At 61.1% G+C, this 19,196-nt stretch carries 19 protein-coding genes; 6 read left to right on the forward strand and 13 right to left on the reverse strand.

The window, feature by feature from the left end; genetic code table 11:
• Positions 1–53 precede the first annotated feature (53 nt).
• The 5 genes from relA to AB4P90_RS20820 form a co-directional block, all read right to left on the reverse strand.
• Positions 54–2,297 (reverse strand): GTP diphosphokinase, encoded by a 2,244-nt coding sequence (gene relA / locus AB4P90_RS20800; protein ID WP_005790193.1) that lies wholly within the window; start codon positions 2,295–2,297, stop codon positions 54–56.
• Positions 2,298–2,417: 120 nt separating this feature from the next.
• Positions 2,418–3,770: a 23S rRNA (uracil(1939)-C(5))-methyltransferase RlmD gene (gene rlmD / locus AB4P90_RS20805; protein WP_038451087.1), complete on the reverse strand. Its 1,353-nt coding sequence runs from the start codon at positions 3,768–3,770 to the stop codon at positions 2,418–2,420.
• Positions 3,770–4,672 (reverse strand): cysteine synthase CysM, encoded by a 903-nt coding sequence (cysM, locus tag AB4P90_RS20810; RefSeq protein WP_003193080.1) that lies wholly within the window; start codon positions 4,670–4,672, stop codon positions 3,770–3,772. Before cysM ends, rlmD begins: the two co-directional genes overlap by 1 nt.
• Before the next feature lie 105 nt (positions 4,673–4,777).
• Complete coding sequence (locus AB4P90_RS20815; protein ID WP_014719405.1) at positions 4,778–5,377, reverse strand: tRNA-uridine aminocarboxypropyltransferase; 600 nt, start codon at positions 5,375–5,377, stop codon at positions 4,778–4,780.
• Positions 5,378–5,384: 7 nt separating this feature from the next.
• Positions 5,385–6,278, reverse strand: coding sequence for a LysR family transcriptional regulator (locus AB4P90_RS20820; RefSeq protein WP_014719406.1), 894 nt, complete (start codon positions 6,276–6,278; stop codon positions 5,385–5,387).
• A gap of 186 nt (positions 6,279–6,464) precedes the next feature.
• On the opposite strand from AB4P90_RS20820, the gene speB reads away from it, so the two are divergent.
• Complete coding sequence (speB, locus tag AB4P90_RS20825; protein WP_014719407.1) at positions 6,465–7,415, forward strand: agmatinase; 951 nt, start codon at positions 6,465–6,467, stop codon at positions 7,413–7,415.
• Between the two features lie 163 nt (positions 7,416–7,578).
• Positions 7,579–8,961: a sodium:solute symporter gene (locus AB4P90_RS20830; protein WP_014719408.1), complete on the forward strand. Its 1,383-nt coding sequence runs from the start codon at positions 7,579–7,581 to the stop codon at positions 8,959–8,961.
• Positions 8,962–9,138: 177 nt separating this feature from the next.
• Here AB4P90_RS20830 and AB4P90_RS20835 read toward each other — a convergent pair whose 3' ends face one another.
• Both AB4P90_RS20835 and AB4P90_RS20840 read right to left on the reverse strand, forming a co-directional pair.
• Positions 9,139–9,261, reverse strand: a complete 123-nt coding sequence (locus AB4P90_RS20835; RefSeq protein ID WP_003193089.1) for a PA1414 family protein — start codon at positions 9,259–9,261, stop codon at positions 9,139–9,141.
• 142 nt (positions 9,262–9,403) lie between these two features.
• On the reverse strand, positions 9,404–10,297 hold the full coding sequence (locus AB4P90_RS20840; protein ID WP_032903115.1) for a LysR family transcriptional regulator: 894 nt from the start codon (positions 10,295–10,297) through the stop codon (positions 9,404–9,406).
• Positions 10,298–10,401: 104 nt separating this feature from the next.
• Here AB4P90_RS20840 and AB4P90_RS20845 point away from each other — a divergent pair, with 104 nt between their 5' ends.
• Positions 10,402–11,580 (forward strand): MFS transporter, encoded by a 1,179-nt coding sequence (locus AB4P90_RS20845; protein WP_395605345.1) that lies wholly within the window; start codon positions 10,402–10,404, stop codon positions 11,578–11,580.
• Here the strand turns inward: AB4P90_RS20845 and AB4P90_RS20850 are convergent.
• Positions 11,524–11,922 carry a DUF2177 family protein gene (locus AB4P90_RS20850; RefSeq protein WP_058410744.1) on the reverse strand — a complete coding sequence of 133 codons (399 nt, stop codon included), beginning with the start codon at positions 11,920–11,922 and terminating at the stop codon, positions 11,524–11,526. The two genes, AB4P90_RS20845 and AB4P90_RS20850, sit on opposite strands and share 57 nt — an antisense overlap.
• A 111-nt stretch (positions 11,923–12,033) precedes the next feature.
• Entirely contained in the window at positions 12,034–12,870 is an 837-nt protein-coding gene (locus tag AB4P90_RS20855) for a S1 RNA-binding domain-containing protein (protein WP_019820451.1), read from the reverse strand.
• Between the two features lie 312 nt (positions 12,871–13,182).
• On the opposite strand from AB4P90_RS20855, the gene AB4P90_RS20860 reads away from it, so the two are divergent.
• From AB4P90_RS20860 to AB4P90_RS20870, 3 genes are all read left to right on the forward strand, one after another.
• On the forward strand, positions 13,183–13,362 hold the full coding sequence (locus AB4P90_RS20860; protein ID WP_003193095.1) for a hypothetical protein: 180 nt from the start codon (positions 13,183–13,185) through the stop codon (positions 13,360–13,362).
• Positions 13,363–13,574: 212 nt separating this feature from the next.
• A complete protein-coding gene (locus tag AB4P90_RS20865) occupies positions 13,575–14,297 on the forward strand; it encodes a TorF family putative porin (protein WP_019820453.1) in 723 nt (240 codons plus the stop codon).
• A 66-nt stretch (positions 14,298–14,363) separates the two neighbouring features.
• A complete protein-coding gene (locus AB4P90_RS20870) occupies positions 14,364–15,230 on the forward strand; it encodes a DUF6279 family lipoprotein (protein ID WP_395605346.1) in 867 nt (288 codons plus the stop codon).
• Here AB4P90_RS20870 and copD read toward each other — a convergent pair.
• Genes copD through AB4P90_RS20890 form a run of 4 tightly spaced genes read right to left on the reverse strand, consistent with a single transcriptional unit; the run spans position 15,227 to position 19,094 of the window.
• Positions 15,227–16,108 (reverse strand): copper homeostasis membrane protein CopD, encoded by an 882-nt coding sequence (copD, locus tag AB4P90_RS20875; protein WP_003193101.1) that lies wholly within the window; start codon positions 16,106–16,108, stop codon positions 15,227–15,229. The genes AB4P90_RS20870 and copD overlap by 4 nt on opposite strands.
• On the reverse strand, positions 16,105–16,491 hold the full coding sequence (gene copC / locus AB4P90_RS20880) for a copper homeostasis periplasmic binding protein CopC (RefSeq protein ID WP_003193103.1): 387 nt from the start codon (positions 16,489–16,491) through the stop codon (positions 16,105–16,107). The genes copD and copC overlap by 4 nt, the downstream gene beginning before the upstream one ends.
• A 49-nt stretch (positions 16,492–16,540) precedes the next feature.
• The gene (locus AB4P90_RS20885) at positions 16,541–17,368 is read right to left on the reverse strand and encodes a copper resistance protein B (RefSeq protein ID WP_014719414.1); all 828 of its coding nucleotides are present in this window, start codon (positions 17,366–17,368) and stop codon (positions 16,541–16,543) included.
• A gap of 10 nt (positions 17,369–17,378) precedes the next feature.
• Positions 17,379–19,094, reverse strand: a complete 1,716-nt coding sequence (locus AB4P90_RS20890; RefSeq protein WP_014719415.1) for a copper resistance system multicopper oxidase — start codon at positions 19,092–19,094, stop codon at positions 17,379–17,381.
• Between the last annotated feature and the right edge of the window lie 102 nt (positions 19,095–19,196).

Genomic DNA, 19,196 nt, shown 5'->3' on the forward strand with positions numbered 1-19,196 from the left:
CCAGCTCCCACATGAAGCAGCTAACACAATTCAGTTCGCGCCCATCCAGCTATTCATGGGGTGCGGTTGCGCCGGGTTTCGATGATGTTCGGCAACTGGGAAATCCGCCCCAGCAACCGTCCCAGTGCGTCCAACCCCGGAATCTCGATGGTCAGGGACATCAACGCAGTGTTGTCTTCCTTGTTCGAACGGGTGTTGACCGCCAGCACGTTGATCCGCTCGTTGAGCAGCACTTGCGAGACGTCACGCAGCAAGCCGGAACGGTCGTAGGCACGGATGATAATGTCCACCGGATACGTGAGCACCGGCACCGGCCCCCAGCTGACCTGGATGATTCGCTCCGGTTCGCGCCCGCCCAACTGCAGCACCGAGGCGCAGTCCTGGCGGTGAATGCTCACGCCACGGCCCTGGGTGATGTAGCCGACGATGGCGTCGCCCGGCAACGGCTGGCAGCAGCCGGCCATTTGCGTCATCAGGTTGCCCACGCCCTGGATCTGGATATCGCCACGCTTGCCCGGCTTGTAGCCAGTGGCTTTGCGCGGGATCAGCTCCAGCTGTTCGTTGCCGCGCTCAGGCTCGACCAGTTGCTGGGCCAGGTTGACCAGTTGCGCCAGGCGCAGGTCGCCCGCGCCGAGGGCGGCAAACATGTCTTCGGCGATCTTCATGTTGGCCTTTTCGGCCAGCTTGTCGAAGTCCACCTGAGGCAGGCCCAGGCGCGCCAGTTCGCGTTCAAGCAAGGTCTTGCCGGCGGCGACGTTCTGGTCACGCGCCTGTAGCTTGAACCAGTGGACGATCTTCGCCCGCGCCCGCGAAGTGGTGATGTAACCCAGGTTCGGGTTCAGCCAGTCGCGGCTCGGCGTACCGTGCTTGCTGGTGATGATCTCGACCTGTTCACCGGTTTGCAGGCTGTAGTTGAGCGGCACGATGCGCCCGTTGATCTTGGCGCCGCGGCAGTTATGCCCGATTTCGGTGTGCACGCGGTAGGCAAAGTCCAGCGGCGTGGCGCCCTTGGGCAAGTCGATGGCGTGGCCGTCAGGCGTGAAGATATAGACCCGGTCCGGCTCGATATCCACCCGCAGTTGCTCGGCCAGGCCGCCGATGTCGCCGAGTTCTTCGTGCCATTCCAGCACTTGGCGCAGCCAGGAGATCTTCTCTTCGTACTGGTTGGACCCGGCCTTGACGTCGGTGCCCTTGTAGCGCCAGTGCGCGCACACCCCCAGCTCGGCCTCTTCGTGCATGGCGTGGGTGCGGATCTGCACTTCCAGCACCTTGCCTTCAGGGCCGATCACGGCGGTGTGCAGCGAGCGGTAGCCGTTTTCCTTGGGGTTGGCGATATAGTCGTCAAATTCCTTGGGGATGTGGCGCCACAGGGTGTGGACGATACCCAGCGCGGTGTAGCAGTCGCGCATTTCCGGCACCAGCACGCGCACCGCACGCACGTCGTAGATCTGGCTGAAGGCCAGGCCCTTGCGCTGCATTTTGCGCCAGATGGAATAGATGTGCTTGGCGCGGCCGCTGATGTCCGCGTCCACGCCGGTGGCCTGCAGCTCCGAACGCAACTGGCCCATCACGTCGCTGATAAAGCGCTCGCGGTCCAGGCGCCGCTCATGCAGCAGCGTGGCGATCTGTTTGTACTGGTCAGGTTCCAGGTAGCGGAAGGACAAATCCTCCAGCTCCCACTTGATATGGCCGATGCCCAGGCGATGGGCCAGCGGCGCGTAGATGTCGAAGACTTCGCGGGCCACACGGTTGCGCTTTTCGTCATCGGCGGTCTTCACCGCACGGATCGCGCAGGTACGCTCGGCCAGCTTGATCAGGGCGACGCGTACGTCGTCGACCATCGCTACCAGCATTTTGCGCAGGTTCTCTACCTGGCCCTGGGTGCCCAGCACCATCGACTGCCGCGGGCTGAGGCTGGCGCTAATGGCCGCCATGCGCAGCACGCCGTCGATCAGCTTGGCCACCACCGAACCGAAACGCTGGCCAACGGTGGCCAACGGAATATGCCCTTCGCGTACGCCGCGATAGAGCACGGCGGCGATCAGCGAATCCTGGTCCAGCTTGAGATCGGCCAGGATCTCGGCGATTTCCAGGCCAGTGCGAAAACTTGAAGTGCCTTCGGCCCACAGGTTCTTGGCCGCATTGTCTTGCTGTTCAGACTCACGAGCGAACTCGCAGGCTGCTTTCAAGGCTTCACGGTCCAGTGCCGGGTCGACACTGACGGCATGATCCAGCCATGCCTCGAGATTGATACTGCCGTCGGTGTTGATCGGCTGGTGTGCTCTCACCTGTACCATCTTGCTTACCTTCCCTACGACGCACCTTCGATGCGCCAAAATCATCGCCGACTTTACTGCGAGCTCCGTGGCAGTGTTCAGGCCCTGGAGAACGCAGGCCAGTCGGATTAAACGGGCATCCTAGCCCGCTTCAAATAACGCCATGGCCTCGACATGCGCGGTCTGCGGAAACATGTCGAGGATCCCGGCACGCTTTAGCCGGTAGCCTTGCTTGACCAACTCAACCGTGTCCCGCGCCAGCGTGGCTGGGTTGCAGGACACATACACCAGGCGCTTGGCCCCCAAGGCGGCGAGTTTGCGCACAACCTCCAGGGCACCATCGCGGGGTGGGTCCAAGAGTACCGCAGAAAAGCCCTGTTTGGCCCATTCTGCGTCGGTCAAAGGCTGGGACAAATCGGCCTGAAAAAACTGTGCGTTATGCAAATGGTTGCTGACGGCATTGAGGGCCGCACGGTCCACCATGGCCTGTACGCCCTCCACCGCCACCACTTCGCGTACGTGGCGAGCCAGTGGCAGGGCAAAGTTGCCCAGGCCGCAAAACAGGTCCAGTACCCGTTCGTCGGCTTGTGGCGCCAGCCATTGCAGGGCTTGGGCGACCATCGCCTGGTTGACCCCGGCGTTGACCTGCACAAAGTCGCCCGGACGGTACGCCAGCTCCAGATCCCACGCCTCCAAACGGAAGCCCAGGGCCTGACCCGGCTCGACGGGCTCCGGCTGCCCTTCCCCGTGCAGCCACAATTGGGCGTCATGGAAGGTGCAGAATTCCTTGAGGATCTGCAGGTCAGCCTCGGACAACGGCGCCATATGCCGCAGCAACACGGCGATGGACGAACCGCTGAACAACTCGACATGCCCCAACGCCTGCGGTTTGCTCAAGCGACGCAGCATCGCTGGCAAACGCTGCATGATCGGTTGCAAGGCCTGTACCAGCACCGGGCAATCATCGATAGCGACGATGTCCTGACTGGCCACGGCGCGAAAACCCACTTCGAGTTGCTTCGCCTTGGCGTCCCAACGCACGGCTACGCGGGCGCGGCGCCGATAACCGAACTCCGGCCCGCTCAACGGCGCGGCCCACTCTTGCGGTTCGACACCTGCCACCCGCGACAGTTGCTCGGCGAGCATGCGCTGTTTCAGGGCAAGTTGCTGGTCATGAGGCAGATGCTGCACGCTGCAGCCGCCACAGCGGCCAACATGAGCGCAGGGCGCAGGGCGCCGCAGCTCACTCGCCTGGAACACCCGCTCGGTGCGCGCCTCGACCACTTTGCCATGGGCGCCCAGCACCCGTGCTTCCACCTCTTCGCCGGCCAACGCACCAGTCACAAACCAGGTGCGGCCTTCAAAGAACACGATGCCTCGGCCATCATTGGCCAGGCGCTCGATGGTCAGGCGTTGTTTCTTGCCCACCGGGATCTGCGGGGCCCGGCTGCCGCCCGTTGGCTGGAAGCGCAAGCCTCTCTCGTGCTTGGCCATCAGTTGGGTTCGTCGAAAATGCCGGTCGACAGGTAACGGTCGCCTCGGTCACAGATGATCGCGACGATCACCGCGTTTTCCACTTCTTTGGACAAGCGCAACATACCGGCCACGGCGCCACCGGAGGACACGCCGCAGAAGATGCCTTCTTCACGGGCCAGGCGGCGCGTGGTGTCTTCGGCTTCGCGCTGGGCCATGTCGATGATGCGGTCTACCCGCGTGGCGTTGTAGATCTTCGGCAAATATTCTTCGGGCCAACGACGAATACCCGGGATGGCCGCGCCTTCCATCGGTTGCAGGCCGACGATCTGAATCGCTGGGTTCTGCTCCTTGAGGTAGCGCGAGTTGCCCATGATGGTACCGGTGGTGCCCATGGAGCTGACGAAGTGGGTGATGGTGCCCTGGGTCTGGCGCCAGATCTCCGGGCCGGTGCTGGTGTAGTGCGCCTCGGGGTTGTCGCCGTTGGCGAACTGATCGAGCACCACGCCACGGCCTTCGGCGGCCATGCGCTCGGCAAGATCGCGGGCGCCTTCCATGCCTTCTTCCTGAGTCACCAGGATCAGTTGGGCACCATAGGCGGTCATCGCCGCCTTGCGCTCGGCACTGCCGTTGTCGGGCATGATCAGCACCATCTTGTAACCCTTGATCGCTGCGGCCATGGCCAGGGCGATCCCGGTGTTACCGGAGGTGGCTTCGATCAGGGTGTCGCCGGGTTTGATCTGCCCACGCAACTCGGCGCGGGCGATCATCGACAGTGCCGGGCGGTCTTTGACGGAGCCGGCCGGGTTGTTGCCCTCGAGTTTGAGCAACAGGGTATTGCTGGTTTCACCCGCCATGCGTTGCAAGCGGACCAGGGGCGTGTTGCCGACACAATCGGCGATTGTTGGGTACTGCAAGGTCATGGCGTATTCGCAATCCAGACTGCGGGGCGCACATCATACCGGGAAAGGCCGGCGGGCCATATCACGCAAAGTGTGGTGCTTATGGCTTAAAGGCATAAGCCGGGTTTATGTCGGGTCGCCATGGTTGCGCTGGAATACTTCATCGCCCATCGCAGCAATCTGCCCTTCGATCAGCGCTTCAAAGGGTTTGAGCAGTGGCTCAAACGACGTCGGCGCTTCCAATACCTGCAACGCTTGCGTGATCGCTTCGACCGTCGACAAGGCGCCAGGCCCCGGCGCCTTGCGCAAGCGATAGCGGGAAACGCCGCCTTCGGCCAATGTCACCCGGGGCAACGCCGCCAGCAAGGGGTTGAGGTGCAGCAGTTTGCGCGCCTTGCGCCAGGTGCCATCGGGAACCACCAACAGCAGTGGCTGATCGTCAGGTGCGTAGGCGTGCAGCGGCTCGGCTTCATCCGCCGGAAACAACAGGCGTGCCCGATAGCCAGGCGGGTTCAATAGCGTCGCCAGGTCATCAAACACCTCCCCCACCACCAACTGCGCGTTGTTCAGGCCCAACGCCGCCAGCCGCGCAGTATTGAGCGCATGGCCGACCTCGCTCGGGTGCTGCAACACCAACACGCGGGTGCGGCTGTCGAGGTGGGGGATCAGCGCACACAGGCAGTGCGTGGTCGGGCGCAGGCAGCGCGGGCAATGGGGTCGGGACATGGTGTGTTCAGGCCTGGTTGAGCTGGGTCTTGAGCAAATCGCGGAAGGTCTGGATCAGGGGCTCGCGGCTGCGGCCACGGCGCATGATCAGCGAAAACGGCGCCTGGTAGCCGAAGGTGGCCGGCAGCAAAACGCGCAGGTCGCCCTTGTCAGCCCAGGCCTGGGCGTAGTGTTCGGGCAGGTAGCCAATATAAGCGCCCGACAGCACCAGAATCAGTTGCGCCTCCATACTTTCCACCGTGGCAGCGCTGTGCTTGAAGCCGTGGCGCGCCAGCTCGGCCTGGCTCCAGTAACCTCGCCCGACCATGCGTTGCTGGGTGATCACTTGTTCCGGGATGCGCCGCTCGTTGAACAATGGGTGCCGGTTGCTGCAATACAACCAGTGCTGTTCGCGGTACAGCGGCATGTAGACCAGCCCGCTCATGCGGTTGGAGAACGCACCGATGGCCAGGTCCAGGCGATTGTCCTGGACCCCCAGTTGCAATTCGTAAGGGCTCATCACCGACAGGTGTAAATGCACTGCCGGGTGCTCCAGGCTGTAGGCGCCAATCACTTCGGCGAACGGCAAGGCCTTGTCGCTGACGGTGGAGTCGAGCACCCCGAGCTTGAGGGTGCCGCGCAATTCGCCTTTCAACGCAGCGGCGTATTGCTCGAAACCTTCGAGTTCGCCCAACAGGCGCAGGGTTTCCTGATGAAACAGCTCGCCCTTGCTGGTCAGGCTGAAGCCGCCACGGCCACGATGGCACAGCACCAGGCCCAAGGCTGACTCGAGTTGGCTCATGTAGGTGCTGATGGCCGACGTCGACAGGTTGAGCTCGTGCTGGGCGTTGGCAAACCCTTGGTGGCGCACGACGCTGACGAAGATGCGCAGGAGTTTCAGGTCGGGCAAGGCGTTGGCCATGGGGGCTCCAGGGGGGGCACACTAAATTGTGGGAGCTGGCTTGCCTGCTCCCACATTTGAATGGAGTTTACCCCAGGCTTTAGTTTAGAAAAATCTGAACTAAGTATTTGCCTCTGCCGATTCTTCCTAAGCCAGGCTTTTCGCAGAATCGGCCATCAATAAACAAAACAACGATGAGGCATTCCCGTGGACAAGATTTTCCACCAACCACTGGGCGGCAACGAAATGCCGCGCTTCGCCGGCATCGCCACCATGATGCGTCTTCCCCACCTGCAAACCGCCAAGGGCCTGGACGCCGCCTTCGTCGGCGTGCCTCTGGATATCGGCACCTCGCTGCGCGCCGGTACGCGCTTCGGCCCACGGGAAATCCGTGCCGAGTCGGTGATGATCCGCCCCTATAACATGGCCACCGGCGCTGCCCCCTTCGACTCATTGTCGGTGGCCGATATCGGCGACGTGGCGATCAATACCTTTAACCTGCTCGACGCGGTGCGCATCATCGAAGAAGCCTACGACGAGATCCTCGAGCACAACGTCATCCCCCTGACCCTGGGTGGCGACCACACCATCACCCTGCCGATCCTGCGGGCGATCCACAAAAAACATGGCAAGGTCGGGCTGGTGCACATCGACGCCCACGCCGACGTCAACGACCATATGTTCGGCGAGAAAATTGCCCACGGCACCACCTTCCGCCGCGCCGTGGAAGAGGGCTTGCTCGATTGCGACCGCGTGGTGCAGATCGGCCTGCGCGCCCAGGGGTATACCGCCGAAGACTTCAACTGGAGCCGCAAGCAAGGCTTCCGTGTGGTCCAGGCCGAAGAATGCTGGCATCACTCCCTCGCGCCGCTGATGGCCGAAGTGCGGGAAAAAGTCGGCGGCGGCCCGGTGTATCTGAGCTTTGACATCGACGGCATCGACCCCGCCTGGGCGCCCGGCACCGGCACCCCTGAAATCGGCGGGCTGACCACCATCCAGGCCATCGAAATCATCCGTGGCTGCCAGGGCCTCGATCTGATTGGTTGCGACCTGGTAGAAGTTTCGCCGCCTTACGACACCACCGGCAATACCTCGTTGCTGGGCGCCAACTTGCTGTACGAGATGCTCTGCGTACTGCCTGGCGTCGCGCATCGCTGAATAAGGCGAATGCGCTGAGAACAATAAAAACCGCGTCTTCACACTCAGAACCAAGGGGATCGCACAGATCCCCGACAACGACGTACCTGACTTTCGCTCGCGTGTTTACCGAGCCAGCTGCCGCCTGATCGCCCATAAAAAATATAATCGGAGAACCGCCGTCATGGCTTTGGATTTATTCGTCGTACTCATCTACGCCGCCGGCATGCTGGTGCTCGGCTACTACGGCATGCGTCGCGCCAAAACCCACGAAGACTACCTGGTCGCCGGCCGTAACCTCGGCCCGTCACTGTACATGGGCACCATGGCCGCTACGGTGCTGGGCGGTGCCTCCACCGTCGGTACCGTGCGCCTGGGGTATGTGCATGGTATTTCGGGTTTCTGGCTGTGCGCCGCGCTCGGCGCGGGCATCATTGCCCTGAACCTGTTCCTGGCCAAGCCGCTGTTGAAGCTGAAAATCTTCACCGTCACCCAGGTCCTGGAAAAACGCTACAACCCCATGGCCCGCCAGGCCAGCGCGGTGATCATGCTGGCCTACGCGCTGATGATCGGCGTGACCTCGATCCTGGCCATTGGCACCGTGCTGCAAGTGCTGTTTGACCTGCCGTTCTGGATGTCGGTACTGGTGGGCGGCGGCGTGGTGGTGGTGTATTCGACCATCGGTGGCATGTGGTCGCTGACCCTCACTGATATTGTGCAATTCGTGATCAAGACCGTCGGCCTGATGTTCATCCTGTTGCCGATCTGCCTGTACCGCGTCGGTGGCTGGGATGAACTGGTGGCCAAACTGCCGGCGTCGAACTTCAGCTTCACCGCTATCGGCTGGGACACGATCATCACCTACTTCATGATCTACTTCTTTGGCATCCTGATCGGCCAGGATATCTGGCAACGGGTCTTCACCGCCCGTGACGAAAAGGTCGCCCAGTACGCAGGCACTTTCGCCGGCTTCTATTGCATCCTGTACGGCCTGGCCTGTGCGCTGATCGGCATGGCTGCCCATGTGCTGATCCCGGACCTGGACAACGTCAACAATGCCTTCGCCGCGATCGTCAAAGCTTCGCTGCCGGACGGCATTCGCGGCCTGGTCATCGCCGCCGCGCTGGCCGCCATGATGTCCACCGCCAGCGCCGGCCTGCTCGCCGCCTCCACTGTGTTGACCGAAGACCTGCTGCCCCGCCTGCGCGGCGGCAAGGCGTCGAGCCTGCGCATCAACCGGCTGTTCACCCTGTTGACCGGCATTGCCGTGCTGGGTATCGCATTGGTGGTGAACGATGTGATCAGCGCCCTGACCCTGGCCTATAACCTGTTGGTGGGCGGTATGTTGGTACCCTTGATCGGCGCGATCTTCTGGAAGCGCGCGACCACCTCGGGCGCAATCACGTCCATGAGCCTGGGCTTTGTGACCGCGCTGGTGTTTATGTTCAAGGATGGGCTGGATGCAAACACGCCGATCTACTACAGCCTGGCAGTGGCGCTGGTGAGCTTTGTACTGGTGAGTTTGCTGTCGCGTCGGCCGGCCAAGGTGGCGGCTGCGGTGGTTTGAGCTATAACAGGGACGAGGATATTTTCTTCAGCGGGCGCGACGTCGGAGGTCGCGCCCGTTTTTTTCGCCTAGTGCAATACAACTGTGGGAGCGGGCTTGCTCGCGAAAGCGGTGTGTCATTCAACCTTTCCGTTGGCTGATACACCGCTTTCGCGAGCAAGCCCGCTCCCACATTTTTTAGCGGCGACGGGGCCGACGTTGCTCGTCATCCGTGCGAATCGGCACCGGTTGCAGCGGAGGCTCGATCAAGCCCAACGCAACGCCAAGGTCGTGGAGCCAGTTTTGGATTTTCTCTTTCATGATTGCCCCCTTTGAGGGTAGTGCTGGCCGGCGTGAGTTCTGTCGCCGTTTCCTACAGTGATAGTAGCCCTAAGTCCTAGGTAATGCTTGAAGGAAACCACAACGAACTATTACTGAATTGATCCGAATCCTGACGGATCGTTCAAGCAATCGCGCGAGTGTCTTGCACGCACAGTGGGTTGCCGTCTTGCTGCAGGTCGATCCATGCATTGAGGTTAGCGCCGAGCATACCCTTTCGCCACATCAGCCAGGTGGTCGCAGTGGCAAAAGGCCCGGTCAGCGGATGAACGGACACGCTGTCCTTGCCGGGAAGGCTTGCGAGCATGGATTCAGACATCAACGCCACGCCGGAACCTGCGATCACGCAAGCGAGCATGCCTTGGTAGGACTCGATCTCGATCGCCCGCCCCATCGCCACTCGCTCATGGGAAAACCAGGTTTCCAGGCGCGTGCGGTAGGCGCAACTGCGCCGGAACGTGAACACCGCACGGCCCGCCACATCCTGGGGGCCACGCACCGGCGGATGATCGGCCTCGCAAATCAGCACCAGGCGCTCTTCGCACAGCGGTACGCCATCCAGGGTGGTGATGGTCAGCGGGCCGTCGACGAAGGCTGCGTCCAGGCGCCCGGTAATCAGCCCTTCCAGCAACTCCCCACTGGGTGCCGACTGCACCTGAAGGTTCACCATGGGGTAAGTCTTGTGATAGCGCGCCAGCAGCTTCGGCAAATGAACTGCGGCGGTGCTGTACATGCTGCCCAATACGAAATCACCGGCCGGTTGCCCGCCTTGTACGGCGCCGTGGGCTTCATCATGCAGCGCCAGCAGGCGAGTGCTGTAGTCCAGCAGTACCTTGCCCGCCGGAGAAAGCTGCAAACGCTGGCGCTCGCGCACGAACAGGTCGACACCCAATTGCTCTTCCATTTGTTTAAGCCGGGTCGACAGGTTGGACGGCACGCGGTGCAGGCGCTCGGCGGCACGGGTAATGGAGCCCTCTTCCGCCACAGCCTGGAAAATGCGCAATTGACTGAACTCCATTACTTTCTCCAAAACTGAACAAGTTACTCACTATTATTCAATTTTACAGAAAGTCAATCCGTCTTAGCCTGCAAGGCATTCGCTTCTTTGCAGGAAACCTGAACATGTCCCCGCTGATTCGTTTACTCGCCAGCTCCGTCGCCCTGATGATGGCCATGGGCATTGGCCGCTTCGCCCTGACTCCGCAAATGCCGCATTTGCTCAGTGAAGGCCAGATCGACCTGACCGGCGCCGGCCTGCTCGCTGCCGCCAATTACCTGGGTTATTTCGTCGGCGCGGTGGACTCGATCTTTGCCCGTAGCCATCAGCATGTGCGCGGGCGCCTCTACGGCGGGTTGTGGCTGTGCGTATTGCTGACCCTGGCGTCCTACTGGGCTAACGGGTTCTGGCCGCACTTGTTGCTGCGCTTTGGCACCGGGGTCGCCAGTGCCTGGGCCCTGGTGATGATTACCAGCCTGAGCCAGCCACTGGCGACTGCCGCCGGCCGCCCGCGCCTGGGTGCGTTGGTGTTTGCCGGGCCGGGGTTGGGGATTGTGCTGACGGGGCTGCTGGCGTTGGTTTCCAACCTATTAGGGCAAAGCTCTGCCACGCTGTGGTTGCTCTACGGGACGGTAGCGCTGGTGATGCTGCTGGCGATCCTGCCGTTTTTACCCAAGCCGGCCGTCACTGTTACCCAGATCTCCAGCGCGGGGAGCAACGGCAGCATCGCGCACCTGTGCTGGATTTATTTCCTGTACGGCCTGGGCTACATCATCCCCGCGACTTTTCTGTCGCAGATGGCCAGCGCTCAATTCAACGGGGCCTGGCAGGCCGATCTGTTCTGGCCCTGCTTTGGCCTGGCGGCCGCGCTGGGAGTGGGGGTGGCCAGCCTGCGCCGCAAGCACCCGAACACCACCCGTCGCTGGCTGATGGCGACTTTATGGCTGCAAGCGGCCGGGGTATTTGCCTGCCTGCTGGGCAATGGCTGGGGCTTGGCGCTGGGCGTGTTGCTGTGCGGTGCGCCATTTTTGGCCTGCATGCAGTTGGTGATGGCGCGATTAAGGGAGGTCGCACCCCATGGCTACCAACGCAGCACGGGGCTGCTGACCGCCAGCTTCGCCGTCGGCCAATTGAGCGGGCCACTATTGGCGTCGGTCAGCAGCCACCTCAGTGGCGGCCTGCAACCGGCGTTGGTCGCTGCCGGTACCGGGTTGTTATTAGCCGGTTCAGTACTGATCAACCACCCTCTACCGCCGCAGCCGATTTGCACACAAGTGGCCAGCGGTGCAGCAAATGGCGGTTAGGCACGTGCCCCACGCCATGTCCATCAGCGCCAACCCGGCGGACCAGCCTTGAAGCGTGGCCCAGTTGCTCAGGTCATAGGTGCCATAGGCCACCAAGCCAAGCAAGGCGCCCAAACGCGCAGCGCGCTGCCAACTGGCGCTGGGCAAGATCACCAACACCACGCAACCGAGGACATACAGGAGATAGAACAATATCGCAGGCAACAGGCGTGGCTGATCAAGCATCAGCGTGCCGAGCAGGGATTTATAGGTGGAGCCCATGAGCACGCCAAGCCAGAGGCCGTCGAGGACCAGGAAGGCGAGCAAGGTGCCGAGGTAGGCAAAAACCGTTCTTTTCGACATGACACAACCCTGTAGGAGCGAGCTTGCTCGCGAAAAACGTACATCCGACGCCACACTGCGCCTGGAATATTTTCGCGAGCAAGCTCGCTCCTACAGGAGAGCAGCCTGTACTCAGCTTAGTTCAATGCGGTCCGCATGAATCACGATCTGCCCTTGCTTGTAGAGCGCACCAATGGCCTTCTTGAAGTTGCCCTTGCTCACGCCGAACAAGTTGCTGATCACCGCCGGGTCGCTTTTGTCGCTGACCGGCAGGGTGCCGTTGTTGTCGCGCAACTTGGCGAGGATCTTCGAGTTCAGGCTGGAGGCCGCTTCCTGGCCCACCGGTTGCAGGCTCAGGCTGATGTTGCCATCGGCGCGGATCTCTTTGATGAAGCCCTTCTCTTCCTTGCCCGGACGCAGGAACTTGAACACTTCGTTCTTGTGGATCAGGCCCCAGTGCTTGTTGTTGATTATCGCCTTGAAGCCCATGTCGGTGGCTTCGGCAACCAGCAGGTCGACTTCCTGGCCCACCTGGTAGTTGGCTGGCGTCTTGTCCAGGTAACGGTCAAGGCGAGCGGTGGCGGTGATGCGCTTGGTGTGCTTGTCGAGGTAGACGTGCACCACGCAATACTCACCTGCGGTCAGCTGGCGTTTTTCTTCCGAATACGGCAGCAGCAGATCCTTGGGCAAACCCCAATCAAGGAATACGCCAATGCTGTTGACTTCCACAACTTTCAAACTGGCGAATTCACCGACTTGAACTTTGGGTTTTTCGGTGGTGGCGATAAGTTTGTCATCGCTGTCCAGATAAATGAAAACGTTGAGCCAGTCTTCATCTTCACTGGGAATATCTTTAGGGATATACCGATTAGGCAAGAGGATTTCCCCATCTTGCGCACCATCGAGGTACAAACCAAAGTTAGTGTGCTTGACCACTTGCAAGCTGTTGTAGCGCCCGACTAAAGCCATTTCCAATACCCTCATTGCGTGGGCGGCATTCTACCCGAGTTGGGCCCTGCACGCGCGCGCGCCTGAAAAATCGCGGGCTGGCATGGCGTTCCAATGGCAGCGCCCCACTCGTCTGATCGTTCGGTTCACTTTGAGCAGGCCACCCGGCCTGTGGTTTCCAGCTAAAACAGTAAGTTAGCGCTTTATTTCGGCGTTGAACTTCGGCTATTTCCAGCGCTGGATATTAATCCTGAGGGATATTTGCCAAGCAATTGTCAAGTATTTCCTGTACGATGCCTGGCCAAGTTAATTTTCTACAGGTTAGTGGCCGCCATGCGTGTAAAAGCATCCAACAGCAAAGCAAAGCCAGCTCCCGCCGTTGAAACCAGCGAATCGATCAATAGCCAGATTGCTGCGTTCCTCAAGTCCGGCGGCGAAATCCAGCAAATTGCCAAGGGCGTGAGCGGCCAGACTTTCGGCCCGTCCAAGCAGATCAGCCTGGGCAAGAAGTAATAGTCATACCCTCGCACTGTATCTGGTCCCTAAGCGTCTTGCCTTCAAGGCGCTAGGACTAGAGTTGCAACCCCCTGCTCACACCTTCAATACGCAGCTAATCGACGAACGGGCCTCAACGCCAGGCATTCGCCGGTATCCTTGCACACGTCTAGCACGGGCATCCGCCTGAATCTTTCCGTTACTGCTCCTCGCTTTTCATGGAGTGAAGCATGCTTAAACGCTGTATTTTCGTGGTCAGCCTCCTGGTCGCCAGCCCTTTGGCCCAAGCGCATATCTTCCAGCGCGAATTGGGTGACTTCGACCTGAAATTAGGTACAACCCCCAGCCGCACCATGGCCCAGGGCCTGGTCAAGCCGACCGCCCCTGGCAGCGACTCGTTCCACGGTGGCCTGGACCTTACCCACGACAGCGGCCTGTATTTCGGCCAGTTTTCCCCAAATATGGGCCTGTCGTCGGCCAATAACCTTGAAGTCGACTCCTACATGGGCTTCAAGCGTCCGTTCGACCAGACCCTGGGCTACGAAGTCGGCTTGATCCACTACAGCTACCCCAAGGTCAGCCCCCTCGACAGCCAGGAGTTCTACGGCGGGCTGAACCTGTTGGGCAACCGCTTTGGCGTGTCCTTCAGCAACGACCCCGACCGCCAGGACAGTACCCTGTTTGCCGACCTGGGCGGCACCCAGCCTTTCGGCATCGGCGTCAGCATGAAGTACACCACCCATCAACTGGGCACACCGGTCTCGGTAGAGAACGGCGCCATCAGCAGTTTCAGCGATTGGTCGGTGCAGTTTTCCCGGGCCTGGAAAGGCATTGACCTGGACCTGATCTACAGCGGCTCCAGCCTCAGCGGCAGTGACTGCTCGGCCTACTCCGGACACAACTCGCAATGTGATGGGCTGTTGACCTTGAAGGCCGCGCGGTCGTTTTATTGATGGGCTGAACTGTCGCACCCCGCGCAGGTTCACATGCATTAACGCCCTCCATGCAAGGACCTGCCCATGTTGCGCCGGCTCAAATTCCTGATGGTACTGCTGACCCTGAGCCTGGTGCTCGCCGGCTGCAATCGCGTGGGCCTGGCCTACCGTAACCTCGACGTGATCATCCCCTGGACCCTCAACGACTACCTGGACATGAATGCCGGGCAAAAGAGCTGGTTCAACGACACCCTCAAGGAACACCTGGCCTGGCACTGCACCACGCAATTGCCTGGCTACCTGGACTGGCTCGACCGCCTGCAGCAGATGGTCGACAGTAACCAGGTCACCGACGCCGCATTGCAAACCCGTACTGTCGAAGCCAAACAGGCAATTGCCGAGATTGCTCGGGAAATCACGCCCTCAGCTGTGCAATTGCTGCAAGGCCTGGACGATCAGCAGGTCAAAGACATGAGCGATGCTCTGGCCAAGGACCTGCGCAAGCGCCAGGACGAATACCTCAAGCCACCACTGGCTCAACAAATCAAGGAACGCGCCGAGCGTATGAGCAAGCGCCTGGACGCCTGGATCGGCCCGTTGAGCCCAGGCCAGCAAAACCGCGTCACGGCGTGGTCGGCCGAGTTGGGCGCGCAAAACCAAGCGTGGATCGGCAACCGCGCCCATTGGCAGGCGCAATTTATCGAGGCGCTGCAACAACGCCACAATGCCGATTTCCCGCAGAAAATCCAGCAACTGCTGGTGGATCGCGAAAGCCTGTGGACCCCGCAATACCGCGCCGCCTACGCACAGACCGAAGCCGCCGCGCGCGGCTTGCTCGTGGACGTGATGGCCCAAAGCTCCCCAGCGCAGCGCGTGAAACTCACCCAGAAAATCGACAAGGTCCGCAGCGACTTCCAGACGCTTAAATGCCTGAAAAGCGCACAGTCTTAGTCAGGCGCCAAGGTGCCCAGCCAGGCCACCAGGCCAAGGATGAGCACCACAGCGCCAAACTCCAGGGCCATGCTGCGCCGTAACGCACGGATCGCCACGTTATAATCGCCCGCCGCGATAGATTGTTGCAGAAGCGGCGTCAGGTGAAAGCGATTGAGCGCCGCCAAGGCCAGCATCACGCCGAACAACCCCAGCTTCAGGCATAGCAGCACCGCGTAGACTCCGCCGTTGATGCCCCCCAGATTCGGCCCGACAACAAACAGATAATTGGCAACGCCAGTGCCGATCAGCACCAAGACAAATCCCGCGCCAATGCGCTCAAAGCCTGCCAATGCGCTGGCCAGAACCTGCACTCGATCATCCTGTGGCAACGGCGCAGGCATCAACAACAAACCGAATGCCGCCAACGCCCCCACCCAACCCGCCGCTGCCAACAGGTGTGCACTGTCGCTGACGATATGCCACACACCTTGCACGCCTTCGTGCATTACGCCGTGCCCTGTCCACACCAGGGTGGCCAACGCCACGCCAGCCGACAGCGTGGCCAGCGCCAGATGAGTGCTCAGTGCCGCCAGGACCAGCGCCGCGATACGCACCCACCACGTCAGCCCCAAGTCGGTCTGCCACAGCATCATCTGCACATGCGGCCATAGCGCCTGCCAATCAGTGGCGCCGCTCATGGATTGGGTCATGACCAATAGCGACGCCACCGAAAACGCCAGCCCCAAGCCGCCCGTCAATCCCATCCATGCCCTTAGATTGAGCCATCTACGTTGCTCAGCGTGCAGACCATAAAGGCCGAACAGTCCCAATCCAAATAGCATCATCAGGTCGAGATAGAGCGCGAAGCGCAATGCGATGGAGATCAGCTCACTCATGGCTGCACGCTGAACACCACATTACCGGTGATCGGATGTGTATCGGACGACACGGCACGCCAATCCACCCGATAGCTGCCGGTGGTAAGTGCGGAGACCGGCTTGATCAACATCACCTTGGGGTCGCTGCTCGCCGACACGCTGGCCTTCACCGGCATCGGCGAATTGGGCATGCCCGGCATGTCGGTCATGATCAACTTGGCCCCGGAAAACTGGGTCAGCAGGTTTTCTGAGAAATGCAATTCAATCACTGCGGGAGCGGCGCCCTGTGCGCCTGCCGCCGGAATGGATGACAGCAGCTTGGGGTGGGCCGAAGCGGGCAGGCTAAGACTTAAACCTACCCACAGCGCAGCACCCAGCAGCGTGGTTTTCAACATAGACATGCAAGACTCCAGGCCGCGCCAGGCGGCGAATAATAAAAAGGGAAACCCGTCAGAACCACAAGCGCACGCCGACAACCCAGCGCAGTTGATTGATGTCTTCGTCTTCGTCCCGTGCGTATTGCGCGGTCTGGCCATAAGTGCGGTTCCAGCTGAGACCGACATATGGCGCAAACTCGCGGCGAACTTCGTAGCGCAAGCGCAGGCCCAGTTCACTTTCCGCCAAGCCCGAACCAACGCCGCGTTGCGGATCGTTCTGCGCATAGAAGTTGAGTTCGGCGGTCGGCTGCAGGATCAGGCGATTGGTGAGCAGAATGTCGTAGTCACCCTCAAGGCGTGCGGCGGTATGCCCCGATTCGCCGACAAACAACGTGGCTTCGGCCTCGAAGTTGTAGAGCGCCATGCCTTGTAGGCCAAAGGCCGCCCAGCTCTGGCTAGCACCGGGCTTGAAGTCCTGGCGCACGCCGCCGACCACATCCCACCACGGGCTGATTGCGTGCCCCCATAACGCTTGGGCTTCGGCGCTTTCAGTGCGGCCGGCGCTGCGTTCGCCTTCACTGCGTAGCCACAACCGGTCGATGTCACCGCCGACCCAACCCTTGATGTCCCAAGTCTGCGCGTTGCCGTCGCCGCCCTGCCATTCCAACTGGTTGACCAGTAGCATCGAGTTGACGCCGCTGTCGTGCACCTGATGCCCTCCCGGCGCGTTGTAGACCGCTGCACGGTCTGCGTCGGTCAGCGCCGGAATCGGCGTACGGCTTTGCGCCAGCGCTGGCGTCGCCGGGCTCATGCCCTGAAGTTCATCCTCGGCCGCCAACGCCCATGGGGCGAACCCCAGCGTGGCGAAAGCGATGCAAAGGGACGAGACGCAACGGTTCATGCTCGCTTCCTTATTCATGCACGCGCACCTCGCGGAACATGCCCATTTCCATGTGGTACAGCAGGTGGCAGTGATAGGCCCAGCGCCCCAAGGCATCGGCGGTGACGCGGTAACTGCGACGGGAGCCCGGTGGCATGTCGATGGTGTGTTTGCGCACCAGGAACTGGCCGTTTTCGTCCTCCAGGTCGCTCCATAAGCCATGCAGGTGAATCGGGTGGGCCATCATGGTGTCGTTGACCAGCACCACCCGCACGCGCTCGCCATAAGTCAGTTGCAAGGGCTCGGCATCGGAAAACTTCACGCCATTGAACGACCAGGCGAACTTTTCCATATGCCCGGTGAGATGCAATTCGACGGTGCGGGAGGGGTCGCGGCCATCGGGGTCTTCGAAGGTACTGCGCAGGTCGGCATAGGTGAGCACCCGGCGGCCATTGTGGCGCAGGCCGATTCCAGGGTCGTCCAGCTTGGGCACCGGGTTCATCGCCTGCATGTCTACCAGCGCGTTGTTTTGCTCGCTGGCGGGGTGTTTCTGCATGGCCATCGCGCCCATGGCACTGTGATCCATGCCTTCCATGCCCGGCATATCGGCCATGGCACCGTGGTCCATGCCGCCCATGCCCATGTCCTCCATGGTCAGCCACGGGCGCGGATCAAGCAGTGGAACTGAGGCGGTCGCTCCCATCTGCCGGGCGAGGGTGCCACGGGCATAGCCTGTGCGGTCCATGGACTGAGCAAACAGGGTGTAAGCCTCTGCCACAGGCTCGACCAGCACGTCGTAGGTTTCCGCCACGGCGATACGGAACTCGTCGACACTTACCGGCTTTACCGGCTGACCATCCGCGGCGATGACGGTCATTTTCAACCCTGGAATGCGCACATCAAAATAGGTCATCGCCGAGCCATTGATAAAACGCAGGCGAATCGTTTCCCCCGCCTTGAACACTCCGGTCCAGTTCTGTCCAGGCGGCTGGCCGTTGAGCAAGTAGGTGTAGGTCTCGCCGCTGACGTCCGCAAGGTCGGTGGGGTTCATCTTCATTTGCGCCCACATCAGCCGGTCGGCAGCCGTGGCCGACCAGCCCTGCTTGCCCACATCCCGGATAAAATCGCCCAGGGTGGGTTTGTGCAGGTTGTAGTAATCGGACTGCTTCTTGAGGGTTTTCATCAGGGCGACGGGGTCTTCGTCGGTCCAGTCCGACAGCATCACCACGTAATCGCGCTGGTAGCTATAAGGCTCGGGTTCCTTGGGATCGATAACCAGCGGACCGTACACGCCCTGCTGCTCCTGAAGCCCGGAATGGCTGTGGTACCAGTAGGTGCCGTGCTGCTTGACCTTGAACTGGTAAACGTAAAGGCCGCCCGGTTCGATGCCCTTGAAGCTCAGGCCGGGCACGCCGTCCATGGTCGATGGCAACAGGATGCCGTGCCAGTGGATCGAAGTGGGCTCGCCAAGGCGGTTTTTCACGCGCAGGGTCACGGTGTCGCCCTCCCGCCAGCGTAACAGCGGGCCGGGCAGGCTGCCGTTGACGGTCAACGCGGTGCGCGGTTGGCCTGTCAGGTTGACCGGGGTCTGGTCAATAAACAGGTCAAACTCGCTGCCGGCGAGCACCGTGGGCTGGCCGGGGCTGATCAGTGCCCACACAGGGGGGCGCCAAAGCCCGAGCCCGCCCAACAGGCCGCCTGCGGCCAGGCCTTTGACGAATGTGCGTCTGGAGGTTGTGGAGTGCATGCCGATTCAAGTCCGTGAGTTGAATGGCAGCAGATTAGGAGTCGCCGGCTGTCAGCAACCTTAGCGGCAGATTACCGATTCGACAGGTTCACCCGGCACCCT

The organism is Pseudomonas sp. B16120 (genome assembly GCF_044218845.1).
Classification (GTDB): Bacteria; Pseudomonadota; Gammaproteobacteria; order Pseudomonadales; family Pseudomonadaceae; genus Aquipseudomonas; species Aquipseudomonas paracarnis.

Bases quoted from the DNA above. Each gene is read 5' to 3' on its own strand.
- relA (WP_005790193.1), bottom strand. From the start codon at position 2,297: ATGGTACAGGTGAGAGCACACCAGCCGATCAACACCGACGGCAGTATC.
- rlmD (WP_038451087.1), bottom strand. From the start codon at position 3,770: ATGGCCAAGCACGAGAGAGGCTTGCGCTTCCAGCCAACGGGCGGCAGC.
- cysM (WP_003193080.1), bottom strand. From the start codon at position 4,672: ATGACCTTGCAGTACCCAACAATCGCCGATTGTGTCGGCAACACGCCC.
- AB4P90_RS20815 (WP_014719405.1), bottom strand. From the start codon at position 5,377: ATGTCCCGACCCCATTGCCCGCGCTGCCTGCGCCCGACCACGCACTGC.
- AB4P90_RS20820 (WP_014719406.1), bottom strand. From the start codon at position 6,278: ATGGCCAACGCCTTGCCCGACCTGAAACTCCTGCGCATCTTCGTCAGC.
- AB4P90_RS20830 (WP_014719408.1), top strand. From the start codon at position 7,579: ATGGCTTTGGATTTATTCGTCGTACTCATCTACGCCGCCGGCATGCTG.
- AB4P90_RS20835 (WP_003193089.1), bottom strand. From the start codon at position 9,261: ATGAAAGAGAAAATCCAAAACTGGCTCCACGACCTTGGCGTTGCGTTG.
- AB4P90_RS20840 (WP_032903115.1), bottom strand. From the start codon at position 10,297: ATGGAGTTCAGTCAATTGCGCATTTTCCAGGCTGTGGCGGAAGAGGGC.
- AB4P90_RS20845 (WP_395605345.1), top strand. From the start codon at position 10,402: ATGTCCCCGCTGATTCGTTTACTCGCCAGCTCCGTCGCCCTGATGATG.
- AB4P90_RS20850 (WP_058410744.1), bottom strand. From the start codon at position 11,922: ATGTCGAAAAGAACGGTTTTTGCCTACCTCGGCACCTTGCTCGCCTTC.
- AB4P90_RS20855 (WP_019820451.1), bottom strand. From the start codon at position 12,870: ATGGCTTTAGTCGGGCGCTACAACAGCTTGCAAGTGGTCAAGCACACT.
- AB4P90_RS20860 (WP_003193095.1), top strand. From the start codon at position 13,183: ATGCGTGTAAAAGCATCCAACAGCAAAGCAAAGCCAGCTCCCGCCGTT.
- AB4P90_RS20865 (WP_019820453.1), top strand. From the start codon at position 13,575: ATGCTTAAACGCTGTATTTTCGTGGTCAGCCTCCTGGTCGCCAGCCCT.
- AB4P90_RS20870 (WP_395605346.1), top strand. From the start codon at position 14,364: ATGTTGCGCCGGCTCAAATTCCTGATGGTACTGCTGACCCTGAGCCTG.
- copD (WP_003193101.1), bottom strand. From the start codon at position 16,108: ATGAGTGAGCTGATCTCCATCGCATTGCGCTTCGCGCTCTATCTCGAC.
- copC (WP_003193103.1), bottom strand. From the start codon at position 16,491: ATGTCTATGTTGAAAACCACGCTGCTGGGTGCTGCGCTGTGGGTAGGT.
- AB4P90_RS20885 (WP_014719414.1), bottom strand. From the start codon at position 17,368: ATGAACCGTTGCGTCTCGTCCCTTTGCATCGCTTTCGCCACGCTGGGG.
- AB4P90_RS20890 (WP_014719415.1), bottom strand. From the start codon at position 19,094: ATGCACTCCACAACCTCCAGACGCACATTCGTCAAAGGCCTGGCCGCA.